At 42.5% G+C, this 12,599-nt stretch carries 13 protein-coding genes; 5 read left to right on the plus strand and 8 right to left on the minus strand.

What is annotated here, in order from left to right:
* The first annotated feature begins 25 nt into the window (after positions 1–25).
* Entirely contained in the window at positions 26–1,255 is a 1,230-nt protein-coding gene (locus MKY15_RS01480) for a nucleotidyltransferase (protein ID WP_342538796.1), read from the plus strand.
* Between the two features lie 145 nt (positions 1,256–1,400).
* Here MKY15_RS01480 and MKY15_RS01485 read toward each other — a convergent pair whose 3' ends face one another.
* Entirely contained in the window at positions 1,401–2,447 is a 1,047-nt protein-coding gene (locus MKY15_RS01485; RefSeq protein ID WP_342538797.1) for a SepM family pheromone-processing serine protease, read from the minus strand.
* A gap of 129 nt (positions 2,448–2,576) precedes the next feature.
* Here MKY15_RS01485 and MKY15_RS01490 point away from each other — a divergent pair, with 129 nt between their 5' ends.
* Positions 2,577–3,497: a hypothetical protein gene (locus MKY15_RS01490; protein WP_342538798.1), complete on the plus strand. Its 921-nt coding sequence runs from the start codon at positions 2,577–2,579 to the stop codon at positions 3,495–3,497.
* Between the two features lie 49 nt (positions 3,498–3,546).
* Here MKY15_RS01490 and coaD read toward each other — a convergent pair whose 3' ends face one another.
* From coaD to MKY15_RS01505, 3 genes are read right to left on the minus strand one after another with little or no spacing between them, the layout of a single operon-like run.
* Positions 3,547–4,032, minus strand: a complete 486-nt coding sequence (gene coaD / locus MKY15_RS01495) for a pantetheine-phosphate adenylyltransferase (protein WP_067211517.1) — start codon at positions 4,030–4,032, stop codon at positions 3,547–3,549.
* A gap of 10 nt (positions 4,033–4,042) precedes the next feature.
* Positions 4,043–4,591, minus strand: coding sequence for a 16S rRNA (guanine(966)-N(2))-methyltransferase RsmD (gene rsmD, locus MKY15_RS01500; RefSeq protein ID WP_338655773.1), 549 nt, complete (start codon positions 4,589–4,591; stop codon positions 4,043–4,045).
* Positions 4,588–6,027: a hypothetical protein gene (locus tag MKY15_RS01505; RefSeq protein WP_342538799.1), complete on the minus strand. Its 1,440-nt coding sequence runs from the start codon at positions 6,025–6,027 to the stop codon at positions 4,588–4,590. Before MKY15_RS01505 ends, rsmD begins: the two co-directional genes overlap by 4 nt.
* Before the next feature lie 96 nt (positions 6,028–6,123).
* Here MKY15_RS01505 and MKY15_RS01510 point away from each other — a divergent pair, with 96 nt between their 5' ends.
* Positions 6,124–6,519 carry a methylthioribose kinase gene (locus MKY15_RS01510; protein WP_067211524.1) on the plus strand — a complete coding sequence of 132 codons (396 nt, stop codon included), beginning with the start codon at positions 6,124–6,126 and terminating at the stop codon, positions 6,517–6,519.
* Positions 6,520–6,522: 3 nt separating this feature from the next.
* Here the strand turns inward: MKY15_RS01510 and MKY15_RS01515 are convergent, their stop codons facing one another.
* Positions 6,523–6,795: a YlbG family protein gene (locus tag MKY15_RS01515; RefSeq protein WP_067211526.1), complete on the minus strand. Its 273-nt coding sequence runs from the start codon at positions 6,793–6,795 to the stop codon at positions 6,523–6,525.
* A gap of 524 nt (positions 6,796–7,319) precedes the next feature.
* On the opposite strand from MKY15_RS01515, the gene MKY15_RS01520 reads away from it, so the two are divergent.
* Positions 7,320–8,231: a glycerophosphodiester phosphodiesterase family protein gene (locus MKY15_RS01520; RefSeq protein WP_340740449.1), complete on the plus strand. Its 912-nt coding sequence runs from the start codon at positions 7,320–7,322 to the stop codon at positions 8,229–8,231.
* Between the two features lie 406 nt (positions 8,232–8,637).
* On the opposite strand, the gene MKY15_RS01525 is transcribed toward MKY15_RS01520, so the two are convergent.
* Positions 8,638–9,078, minus strand: coding sequence for a YlbF family regulator (locus MKY15_RS01525; RefSeq protein ID WP_067211531.1), 441 nt, complete (start codon positions 9,076–9,078; stop codon positions 8,638–8,640).
* Between the two features lie 57 nt (positions 9,079–9,135).
* Positions 9,136–10,575, minus strand: a complete 1,440-nt coding sequence (locus MKY15_RS01530; protein WP_067211534.1) for a UDP-N-acetylmuramoyl-L-alanyl-D-glutamate--2,6-diaminopimelate ligase — start codon at positions 10,573–10,575, stop codon at positions 9,136–9,138.
* Between the two features lie 110 nt (positions 10,576–10,685).
* On the opposite strand from MKY15_RS01530, the gene MKY15_RS01535 reads away from it, so the two are divergent.
* A complete protein-coding gene (locus MKY15_RS01535; RefSeq protein WP_067214025.1) occupies positions 10,686–11,417 on the plus strand; it encodes an aspartate kinase in 732 nt (243 codons plus the stop codon).
* Between the two features lie 13 nt (positions 11,418–11,430).
* On the opposite strand, the gene MKY15_RS01540 is transcribed toward MKY15_RS01535, so the two are convergent.
* On the minus strand, positions 11,431–12,501 hold the full coding sequence (locus MKY15_RS01540; protein WP_067211536.1) for a CAP-associated domain-containing protein: 1,071 nt from the start codon (positions 12,499–12,501) through the stop codon (positions 11,431–11,433).
* Positions 12,502–12,599 lie beyond the last annotated feature (98 nt).

Raw genomic sequence — 12,599 nt, forward strand, 5'->3', positions numbered from 1 at the left:
AATTAATATTCATTGTAGCAAAGGAGTGTCGAATTTGAAAGCTTCAGGAATTATCGTCGAATATAACCCGTTTCACAACGGGCATCTTTATCACGCGATACAAGCAAAAATAACAACTGGCGCGGATGTTGTTATTGCCGTCATGAGCGGTAATTTCCTACAACGGGGGGAACCTGCATTTGTTGATAAATGGTCCCGGGCAAACATGGCCTTGAAAAACGGTGTGGACATCGTTTTGGAGCTTCCTTATGCATTCGCGACATCTAATGCCCCATCCTTCGCCAGAGGTGCTATTCAGCTACTGGACGCTGCTCAGTGCAGTGCTTTCTGCTTCGGTAGCGAAGATGGTGAAGTTAACTCTTTCGAAAGAAGTCTTCTTCTTCTCCAACAAGCCGGCGACAATTATGAACAAACTGTGAAAGATGCTGTCAGCCGGGGACTCAGTTATCCAAAAGCGTTGAATGAGGCTTACACCATGGCCGCCAATTCCTCAACAATCGAAGGACCACTTGCTGATCTCTCGAAACCGAACAACATTTTAGGTTTTCATTATATGGAAGCTGCTAGGAATATTGACTCCGAAATGAAAGCCGTCACAATCCCGCGCATTGTCGCCCAGTACCATGACGACGCTGTAGCAGGTAACCCAATTGCAAGTGCAACCGGCATCAGAAAATCCTTTTTTGAATCAGAGAAGCTCGGAACGATTACAGACTTCATGCCAGATACAGCACTCGAACTTCTACACGATTGGCAAGCGGAAAATCAATCTTTTGGAAACTGGCCGACTTTCTATCCCCAGCTCCGTTTCACAATTTTACGGGAAGGACCAAAACGACTTGCGATGATTGCAGACGTAACGGAAGGAATTGAGAATCTGTTGTACCGCGCGGCAGCCGATAACGGCACATTTGAAGGCTTCATGAAGGACGTGAAATCCAAAAGGTACACTTGGACCCGACTTCAGCGCATGCTTACTCATATATTTACCGGGTTTACGTACGATATACGGAGCAGTATGAAAACTCCTTCCTATCTACGATTACTTGGAATGACATCTGCCGGAAGATTATATTTGAATGAACATAAAAAAAGGCTGAAGCTTCCTCTAATTAGCAAAGCAGCCGCCTTTTCAAATCCTTCACTTGATTTCGATATCCACGCAGCGGATATGTACGCACTCGGTATCGGAAACGGCACTTCTAGTTCCCGAATCGGTGTTGATTACAATACACACCCAATTATCATTCAGTGAAGATGTTAGTTTGAGATAAAGATTCCGTTCAACTCCGCTTCGGTACTCGGGGATGGCTTCGGCTACCCCTGTAAGGCGCCTTCGCTAAATTTACATGGCAGTTACTGGCACCACACACTGCATAGAAAAGACCACACCAAACAACTTACTTCTTTTCCAACGTCGCTAAATAATCAAGTGCATCATCTACAGTTTCCACCGGCACGATTTTCATTTTTGTGCCGATTTTCTCTGCCATCTTTACAGCTTCTTCGTAATTAGTCAGTATTCCAGGATTTGCCGCCCTTACTTCATCAGGTAAATCATCTGCTGGTGCGAAGAATATTTCCACGTCTTGGCGAGAAGCAGCAATCACTTTAAAGTCCGCGCCCCCAATTCTTCCGACGGTTCCATCCTCCAACATTTCTCCAGTTCCAGCAATGTTATATCCTTTTGTGAGGTCTTCATCAAGCAACTGGTTCATAATTTCAAGCGTGAACATCAGACCCGCAGATGGTCCACCTATATTCGATGTTTTGAAATCGACTTCTGGATCAGTCGTGAGTGTTCGATCCTCTTCAAAACGTACGCCAAGTCCTGCCCGTCCATCACTATCAGGTATCTCTTTCAAGACAAGTGTTACATCGAGCTTATTGTCATCCCTATCCAAAGAAATCTTTACTTCATCACCCAATTTCTTATCTCCAATAAGCGTAAAGAATTGTCCTGATTCTTTCAACTCCACACCGTCAACCATACGAATCTTGTCTCCAAGTTCCAAGATACCGTCGGCCGCGCCTCCTTCGAGGACCATCATGACAAATACACCATCATACTGGATATCAACAGGAATACCCGCTTTTTCAAATGCAACTGTAATTGCATTGAACTGTGAACCAGTCATGAGTTTCTTCTGCCGGATATTATATTCCTTGTCATTTTCTCCATCTCTTCTTACATTTTCAGCAGGGAGAAGCTTCTTCTTATCGGTGAATTTCGATAAAACATAAGAAGCTGGTGTCGCTTTTGAAACGGAAATCGTCATAAGACTGAATGTCCCAATATCGTTGTTATCTCCGCCTACCACTTCAACGAGTGGATCCAAGTCATAAGCTCCTCCTGGCTGCGATATATAAGAATCGAGCGGGTAAATGAACAAAATGGCTATGATAACAAGCAAAACACCTATCATACTGAATCGTTTCTTTCTCATTTTAGGACCACCTCCGTTAATAGCCTGTACTTTCTTTACATATATATAAGTGTAGCACCAAAAAAAGACTGACAAAAGATTTATACCTAATTTTTTCGTCATGCTTGGAAATCGAAAGGAGCCGAGTGCGTGGTCAACGGAATACATGCACGCCTTTATCATATGATAAATCTTTCAGTCGTTTGGGGACTTATCATTCTGTTCATTTTACAGCCAAGCGTTGCACATGCCGGAGCCGAAGCGGGCGCACAGTTATTTATCCATGCACTGCTTCCTTATTTACTGCCCTATATCATATTGACACAATGGCTTTTAAAAATGCCCAATCGTACACAGAAAGTACCGAAGTGGAGGCGTTTTTTGAAAGCATATGTACTCGGATCATTTGGCGGATTCCCGGTCGGTGCCGTAACAGTAACCGAAATGATGAAAAACGGTGAATTATCTCAGAAGCAAAGCGGTCTACTTCTAGCTGCATGCCATGCACCCGGGCCGATGTTTATCATCGGCTTCGTTGGAACAGAACTATTCGGAAATGTAAGTTCAGGGTGGAAGTTACTTGCGGCCATCCACATCGCGAATATTTTTTTCTTTTTACTTGCAGTAGCTTTTCTGCACCGCGAAAGCGAAATAGAAACACCTCTTTCACAACCTCAAAAGAAAGTAAAAGGGGTGCCACTTCTAGACGCTATCAAGGAAAGTTCGACAATCATTATTCTTGTCGCAACCACGGTCATTTTCTTTTCCTCTCTCGGAACCGTGCTGTCAACAGTTTTCACTTCGGCATTCACTGTGGAGATGGGGATTTCGAAAACAATTGCCTTAGCCATTTTCGAAATGACATCAGGTGTTCAATCAGCAACAGATCACTTTTACGGCTTGCCGTTTTTCCCTTTTCTTATCGCTGCAATCATTTCCATGAACGGATTGAGTATCCATATGCAAGTTTTTGTCATCGCAAAGACCTGCAAAATCTCGATGACCCCTTACGTAATCGGACGAATTTGGAGCATCATTGTCGTTCCGGTAATCTTCTACCTTATTTATTAATATAAAATGGTTATGATGAAAGTTTAATTTCATCATAACCATTTAACAATCATCGAGTTTGATATTTCTTTTTCAACGCCTCTTCAACTTGCATTGGCACAAGTCCTGAGATTTCACCGCTGTACTTTGCCACTTCTTTGACAATACTCGAACTGAGGAACGAATACTGATTGTTCGTCATGATGAAAAATGTCTCGATACTCTCATCGAGAAACCTGTTCATAGACGTAATTTGCATTTCATACTCAAAATCGGAAACGGCACGCAATCCGCGAACAATTACAGATGCCCCTACACTCTTGGCATAATCAACAAGCAATCCAGAAGACGACTCCACTTTCACATTCGGAAACACAGACGTCACCTCTTCAATAAGCGCCATACGCTCTTCGACAGTAAACAGTGAGTTTTTTGAGGAGTTATTCATCACAGCAACTCTGACGTCACCGAAAACCCTCGCTGCTCTCTTGATAATATCTAAATGCCCATTCGTTAACGGGTCAAAACTTCCGGGCACAACTGCAATTTTCGACATTATTGAAACCTCATTTCTCATAAATAGATACAGCGCTATTTCCATACACTGAACTTTTTATCTTATTATAACTGCCGTACGCTTCTGGTAATTCCAATTGCTTTTCATGCTCACAAACGATGACAGCGTTTTCAGTCAGAAGGTCTGCTTCTACAAATTCAAGTGCCAAATTATAAAATGCTGTTTCCGCATACGGGGGATCGATAAAAAGAAGTTTTGCTTTCTTCCCTTCCGCTTGCAAAACTTTAACCGCATTTCTAGCATCCGCACGCTTGATATGTAATTCTTCCGTAAATCGGCATTTTTCCGCGTTCGCTTTAATAATCGCACACGCTTTCACATTTTTTTCAAATAGGAATGCCTCATCGATTCCTCTTGATAAAGCTTCAAGGGAAAGAGATCCGCTGCCCCCAAACAATTCTACGGCAATTCCACCATCAAAGTAAGGCCCGATTATATTGAATACGGACTCTTTCACTTTATCCGATGTCGGGCGTGTGTCCGTTCCCTGTAAAGATTTCAAGGGAATACCTTTTCTAGTTCCTGCAACAACTCTCACTTGTCGCCCTCCTCTACCAGCGTTGACATTCTGATGATATCAATCGTATCTGCCGTTTTCTCGACACTTAATAGGAACAACCGTTTAAACCAACTCTCTTCAAAATATAAATCACCTTCCAGTACTTCGAATGGCATAGTTACAACATCGTATTTTTGTTCATTATAGACATAGAATAGTTCTTTCCTAGGAAATCTAAATTTCCTGATGCCATTTTCAATGTAAATGGACCGCGCATTCGTCTTGATGGTATAGCCCGCAAGGTTTAAAATTCTCTTCGCTGGATACAGGGTCTTTCCATCCTTCAATAGAATTCGAATATCTGTAGTGCTAGTGCCATCAAATTTGATTTCCCGTGGATCTTCGATAAGAAACGGATGAGCAGTTGTATCATCATGAATATTTTTCGTAAAGTAAGATGTCTTAAAGCCTGTTATCTCTCCGGCTATCGCGTCCAAAACAGATGCATTAAGCTCTTGCCCTGTCATATTATTCAACACTTTTTTGAATTTCCCAAGTTCCTCTACTGTAATTGATTCAGTAAGGACTTGATAAGCTTTACGTGATTTCCCGAGTCCTGTTGGCGTTTCTCCTAGAATCGAAGCTACCAGTTCGGCCGTCATGCGTTCGTTTTCGGGTATTGTAAAACGCGCATACATACTTTCCCTTAGCAATCGAACCGATACTTTATCCACATCCGCATTTTTTGAAACGATAAACCGGGTAGCATTAACAGCCTGACGTGTATCATCAATTACAATCGTTGAATGATTGGCATCAATTGCTTTAAGTACGTTATCCACTTCCCCAAGTTGCTCAGTATTGCCGCTTTCCCCAAATACCGAGAGCCTATCCCCAGCATAGAGCACAGGCAAATTATTCCGCTGCCAATAAAGTTCCTTGACTTCTCCCTTGCCACGGAATAATGAATAATTGATGTTCGTCATTTTTTTAGTACCCACTCGCTCCAAACCATTTACCCATAATCCACCAACCCCTGTTTCATCAGTCATATGGAATAATGTGTACGAGGCAGAAGAAGCATGTAGTGTAGCGAACGGTTCGTTGAATAGAGCTGTTTGTTTTAGAGGTCCTTTTTTGGGTATTTCATACGAAATGGATTGTCGTCCATTCTCCCCTTCAAGAAAAGCGATAGAATTCTCATCCATTCGATTGCAGGATGTTGCGTCCGCAAGATAACAAGAACGATTGGTGCTGGCTTTTGGCCAAACAATTTCATACCGCATGTCCAATAAGCCACTGAAATGCTGGCGGATATGAAGAGCATCGGGACGATTTACCACTTCAATCTCTTGGGTGAACTTTACAACGCTAGGCTCTTTACTGTCTGCGCCTACCGCTTGATAATAATGCATATAAATTAGAAGACCGTTCACAATCAGTAAAAGAAACATAGTCCTTACGATAAATTTCAAATCCTATACCCCCTAGGACGAATTGATGAATGCACCTTGGCGCTCACAATGGTATGATAAGTCTAGATTTACGTATTTAGAAAGGTAGTGTTATGTATGATATTAAATCAACGATTCATAGAGCTTGGCGAAGGATATGGAGATGTTTATGAACTATGCGAATTAATCAAGTCGAATAGCGACCGCCTGCATAGGACGTTCATCTTATCCTCAGAAACACCTTCAGGTCATGCACTGTCACTCGCGGCAGCCTTCGAACCTGCAAATGACGGTAAGTTCATGCCTATTTACATTTGCCGGGAAGGAATTATCCAGCAGAATACCATCAAATCAAAAAGAAGGCTACTTTTTGAGGAAACAGCAGAGAAAGTTGGGAGCACGCCAGCAGTTATCGAGTTGAAAAACTCTTCAGTATTTGCGGAAACTGAGTTGTTTTATCAATACACAATTGGTATTCTGCGTATCAACAAGCTGCTCCCTCCATTAAGATAGTTCTTATAACCCGGTTTTATAATCATATTCTTTCGCTTTATCCGGTTTGGCATTTTCGTATTCCGTTTTCACAAATGGGCGGTAGGACGGCAAAACCTTTTTTACAGATGGAAGACGTTCTATTTTCCCCATGACCGTATCGACATCTTCCATATTGCAATAAAGGACAACATACTTCATTGTGCGTGATATATAATGGACATGACCGTATTTTCGAAATGACTTTGCTTGTTTTAAATGATGAAGATAGACAATAATACCTTGACGATCGATCATAGATTTCCCCTCTTTTCCTAACCCATACAATACCATAGGACTGAAAAGCCCTGCAACAATAGAAATGCAGAAGGCGTCGTGTAGCCCTGACAAGCGCTGGAGGGCCACAGGAAAAAGGCGTTCTTTGCCTTTATCCTGGGGACTGAAGCGACTCGAGGGGCTGACGCCTGAACCTGGACAATAAGAAAAGCGGAAGGCGTCGTGTAGCCCCGACAAGCGCTGGAGGGCCCCAAGAAAAAGGCGTTCTTTGCCTTTATCCTGGGGACTGAAGCGACTCGAGGGGCTGACGCCTGAACCTGGACAATAAGAAAAGCGGAAGGCGCCCGCTAGATGCGACAAGTAGGTGGGATGCAGTTCAATCCCACCCTGCTGGAGGACTTGAATATAAGGCGCTCTTTGCCTTTATATTCAAGAAGGAAGGCGGAAGACGCCTGAATCTGGACACTGAATATTGCTGACAACGTCAATATTTTGCCCTATAATGGGAAAAATAGAGCTGATTCTTAAGGAGGCATCTAAACTAAATGGGTAGAAAAACAAATGTGGTCCTTACAGTAGGTGCGGCAGGCGTTGCCGCGTGGGCAGCTTCCAAAGTTGTCGCAAAACCGGTACCACGTGAAGGTAAAAAAGCACTCGATTTCGATAATCCAGTCATTCTTGCCCACCGAGGTGGACTAGCAGAGGCTCCTGAGAATACATTGGCCGCATTTTCAAAATCGGCCGAGCTTGGCGTACATGGTTTTGCAGTTGATATCCGGTTAACAAAAGACGAGGAAATCATTGTTTTTCACGATGAATTTGCAGATCGAACAACAGATTTCTCTGGAAGAATTGCCGACTATACCCTTAGCGAATTGAAAATGGCTGATGCAGGTTATCAATTTGAAGATGAGGATGGAAATCATTCTTACCGTGGAAAAAACGTAGAAATTATTACCCTTCGTGAACTAATACAGAAGTTTCCGCATATGCTAATTGTTATTAATCTAAAAGATTCTCCTGATACATACGAAGGTAGCTTGATTCCTTCCAAACTTTGGAGACTTCTTGAAGAGCTGGGTGCTGAAGACTGTGTCGCAGTAACAAGCTCATATGATGAACAGACCGACAGATTTAACTTGTACGCACAAAACAAAGTTGCAACCGGTGCGGGTGATAACGAAGTAAAAAGAGCATACGCCTCTTTTACAAGCATGTTCGGTCATCTTTATAGTCCCCGTGCAGACTTGTTCAGAATTCCAGAAAAACTGGGCGTATTTTCTCTCGGCACTGAAAGTTTCATGAAGTTTCTTACCCAAATTAATATTCCAGTTTATTTTGAAGGTGTGAATGATAAAGAGTCGTTCGTTAAACTTTTACATGTTGGAGCAGCTGGTTTCATCACAGACAGACCGACCGTCGCGATGAAAATTGTCCAAGAAAACGTAGGCGATTAAACAAAAAACAGGTTGCATCCATGTCGACTTTCCGACATGGATGCAACCTGTTTTTTTTATGTCTAGACTCCCTAAGCTAGATGGCACTTACGTTTTTGTTTTTGCTTAGGAATTTATAAATTCTCGGACTGTGGATAACCTGCGAAAGATGATGTTTTACGTCTAGACTCCAGCGCCTAGAGGCTCGGGTCATAAGTCGGTCCAGCTGTGCGGCAAAGAACGCCGCTTCGCCAGCCCGTCTTATGCCTGTCGCCTCTGAACAGGCGCTTACTCTTTTGTTTTTGTCTAGCTTCAGCGCCTAGCCCCTCGAGTCGCTTCAGTCCTTAAGTTAAAGGCAAAGGGCGCCTTTATCTTAAGGCCTTCCAGCGCTTTTCGGGTCTTCACAGGCGCTTGCGCTTTTCTTTCTTTAAGCCGAACACGAACAGCCTCCGCCGGTGCCGCAACTTCCTCCGCAAGATGAGTCGGAAAAGAATGCACTGCCAGCCGGAACTTTTACTTCATCCGAAACCGATTTAGCGATAATTGAACCAATTTCGTCAAATATAAATTGAACGTCATTCTCAGCCAATCGAAGAGCCGCAACCCGTTCGTTCATATCAAGCTCACGTTTTTGTACGCGGATGCTTTTCATTACTATATTATGATCCGGATGGTATCTTCCGAATCGTTGAACTTCTTCATAACGTTCCTTCATTGCCGTGAACTCTTGAATTGACTTCACAAGTTCATTGTCTGAATAGACATCATCATGGGCTTTGCGGTATTCAGCTACCGCTTCAGAAGAGAGCAACATTGCCGTTAAGTCTTCTGCGTCTTCAATGATGGTGATCCATTCGTCTGTCATCATAGAATGATCCCCTCCAATCATCCATTTATCATAACAGAAGAGATGGTAAACTTGCATCTATTCCATATTTATTTCTTTAATATCCAAAAACGTTTTTTCAGAAAGAGCACGTGCTGCTTCTTCGAGATCAGAAAATGGTATCAGACCATCAGCCGTGTGCTGCGATTTTTCATGACCTTTTCCAGCAATTAGGACGATATCACCCGGCGCCGCGCAAAAAATCGCTTTTCGTATTGCATATTTCCGATCTAGTTCGGCTTCAATCGCCGAACACTCACCTCCGAAACCCTCCATAATATCCGAAATAATTGCTTTAGGATCTTCATTTCTTGGATTATCTGATGTAACAATGACAATTGAAGAGTACAGGACAGCGAGTTCACCCATCTCAGCCCTTTTTCCTTTATCTCGTTGGCCGCCGCACCCAAAGACTGTAATCAGTCTCCCATAACACGAATTGGATAGCGTTTGCAGTACCGCTTCAAGCGCATCTGGCGTATGAGCATAATCTACGTAAACTTTTACACCATCCCGCTCAAGTTGCTGCAATCTACCTTCTGGAAGCTGTAACAGTTCGCAGTGCAGCAAAATATCATCTAAGTAATAGCCAAGGACAAGAAGTGCACTAATTGCTGCTAATGTATTCATCCGATTATAATGACCCAGTATATCAGGATTCATTTTTAGTTCTGGGACTTGGACGTCTGCTGACGAATTCGTCCCAAAATAAACCAGTGGAACAGTTGCATTTTGAACCATTTTCACACATTCTTTATCATCATTGTTAACAATGAATGTTTTCGCCATTTGAATTAAACGCTTTTTCGCATTTATATAAGCAAACTTTCCACCATGTTCTTCGTAATGATCAGTCCCAATATTCAATAGTATTCCAATGTCGATATCACAATGATCTAAACGATTCGAAGACAATCCAAGTGATGATGCTTCAAGAACAATATGACTAACATTTTCATCAACACATTTCTTTAATAAAGGATGGAGGTATTCCGCGGGTAATGTTGTCATTTTGGGGCATTCATAATCAATCTTAACGCCATCGATAAAAATGCCTGTCGTACCGATAACAGCCACCCGATTTCCAAATTTGCTTAATAACTGACCGATGAAATGTGTAACTGTCGTTTTTCCATTTGTTCCAGTCACCGCAATCATTTTCATTCTTTTGGCAGGATTACCAACTAATTGCGCACTTGCATGAGACATGAACTTTGTGCAATCCGAAACCGTAATGACAACAACATCAGCTGGTATTTCTGTCAAATTTGTTCTATCAATAACAATAGCTGCAGCACCTTGTTCAATTGCTTTTTTAATATACTTCACGCCATCGCTTTGATTACCTTTTCTGGCTACAAACACGCATCCTTTCTTTACCCGTGAAGAATCTTCGGTTATTCCCGTGACAACAGTCCTGAGTTCCCCGCCATTGACTGTACAAGGCCAGTCTTTTATAAGCTCCGTTAAAAACAGCACCACTCTCCCCTTCCCGAACATTTTTCTGTGAAAATGAATATATTGAGAGCGAACATACTTTATCGTATGAAAAGAACTCAATGAACGTCACGAAGAAAGTTGGGAGCCTTATGATCATCCAGAAATTCGGTGGAGTAGCAATGAAAAATGAAGAAATGAGATTGAATTGCATTAACCATATAAAAGATGGACTAAATGAGTTTGGCGATGTCGTTGTTGTCGTATCTGCTATTGGTCGCTACGGCGATCCTTATTCGACGGACAGCCTTCTTCAGCTTACGGATGCTTTTTCATCTTCAGCAGCCGCAAGCGACCTTGCAGTGTCCTGTGGCGAACTCATTGCTGCCGCAGTTATATCAGCCGAACTAACACGAGCAGGTGTCCCCAACATTGTCCTGCATGGCATTAAGGCTGGTATAATGACTGTTGGAGAATTTGGAGATGCTACGATTGACCACATCGACCCTGCGTCCATTGCTGAAAACCTTAAACAAACCCGTTGTATTATTATTCCAGGCTTTCAAGGGATCGACAACAACGGGCATGTCATGACACTTGGGAGAGGTGGCAGCGACTTGTCTGCAATCGCGCTTGCAGGAGCACTCCAAGCGTCCCATGTAGAGTTTTTTAAAGATGTACCTGGCGTTATGACTCATGATCCGCGCAAAGTGGAGAACCCCCGTAAACTGGACCTGCTGAAGTTGGACGATTTCATACCACTTCTAGATTGTGAAAGGCCAATCATTCAAAAACGGGCTGCATTACATGCAAAAAAAACGGCGACACCTCTTTATATAAGAGGTGTCGCCAGTACGGAGACAGGAACTTGGATTATTCCTTGAGCAGCAATGAACTTCATTGCTGCCTTTTTTCTTCTGCAAGCTCACGAATCATAACCTGTGTATAATATTTTCCATATGCACCTGTCCCTAGATGTGTGACTTCCTTTTCAAGCAAGACATCACGGTGCGCGGGAGAATTAAGCCAACCATGGACTGCCTCAATTGCATCCACATAGTTGAAAGCAATATTTTCCCGTGCTTTACGATGTTCAATTTCTGCCTCTTTTAACCTATCCGCAAGATTACCGGTCACAGGAGATTCATGGGAAAAGTAATTTTCAAGCGCCATATCCTCACTATGTTTTCGTGCTACAACAGCAAGATCGTAATCACTCAAAAGTTCATTCAATCCATGGTTTTTCCGATAAATATTAGTTAAACTGAAGATTTGACGCTCCATTGCACGATCTACTTCCATCTGCATTGTTGACGATGGACGATCCGCACTAACGATTTCCCCCATATAAGCCATGTCATAGGGCTGGTGCAAAATTAGTGTAATTGGATCAATAAAACGTATCGCTTCCAATTCCCCATCCACACCGTCGATATAAAGCTGCGCATAGACATTCTCATATTCAATAAGCAGCCTATTATTCACATCATCCCCGTTCAATGTAAATGTATAGATACTTTCTCCAATTTGTACAGCCACTTCTGACTCAACAATCGTAAATCGATAGATGTCTTTCACATCCTGCCCAATCTCAAAAGGCTCAATATCGGAGGATAAATCCGCAGTATAAACTTGATTTACTTTCCCTTCCCAAACGCCTACCATTAACTGTTGATCTTTATCGTATATCCACCAATCGTAACCATAGTCTGAGGGTTCAATTCGATCTGGCTTACCCAACTGCTCAAATAGACTGTCTACACTCTTACCGACAAACAGGGACAGGCCCGATTCAGGCCGTGCAGCTTGCGGTAGCGGTAAACCATCCCCACTTCCAGGCACTGGGATCGCCGTCCCATGTTTCACAGGCGACTCAAGCGGTTTATTTTCTTTCACTCGATCATCCATAATATAAAATATCAATAGGACGATGATGAGTAGAATTATTATTTTCCAAAGTGCTTTCATTTTTCGACCTACTTTCTTGAGTATAAAGTTTAGTCAGTTCTTATAAGGATAATACTACTAAATGATTTCTTCTTTCATTATACTTCGTCTATCTGTGA

Origin of the sequence: Sporosarcina sp. FSL K6-1540, from assembly GCF_038620285.1 — a bacterium.
GTDB lineage: Bacteria > Bacillota > Bacilli > Bacillales_A > Planococcaceae > Sporosarcina > Sporosarcina psychrophila.

Excerpts from the sequence above, each read along its gene's own strand:
- MKY15_RS01520 (WP_340740449.1), top strand. The coding sequence starts at position 7,320 with ATGGGTAGAAAAACAAATGTGGTCCTTACAGTAGGTGCGGCAGGCGTT.
- coaD (WP_067211517.1), bottom strand. The coding sequence starts at position 4,032 with ATGTCGAAAATTGCAGTTGTGCCCGGAAGTTTTGACCCGTTAACGAAT.
- MKY15_RS01485 (WP_342538797.1), bottom strand. The coding sequence starts at position 2,447 with ATGAGAAAGAAACGATTCAGTATGATAGGTGTTTTGCTTGTTATCATA.
- MKY15_RS01510 (WP_067211524.1), top strand. The coding sequence starts at position 6,124 with ATGATATTAAATCAACGATTCATAGAGCTTGGCGAAGGATATGGAGAT.
- MKY15_RS01525 (WP_067211531.1), bottom strand. The coding sequence starts at position 9,078 with ATGATGACAGACGAATGGATCACCATCATTGAAGACGCAGAAGACTTA.
- MKY15_RS01515 (WP_067211526.1), bottom strand. The coding sequence starts at position 6,795 with ATGATCGATCGTCAAGGTATTATTGTCTATCTTCATCATTTAAAACAA.
- MKY15_RS01540 (WP_067211536.1), bottom strand. The coding sequence starts at position 12,501 with ATGAAAGCACTTTGGAAAATAATAATTCTACTCATCATCGTCCTATTG.
- MKY15_RS01535 (WP_067214025.1), top strand. The coding sequence starts at position 10,686 with ATGATCATCCAGAAATTCGGTGGAGTAGCAATGAAAAATGAAGAAATG.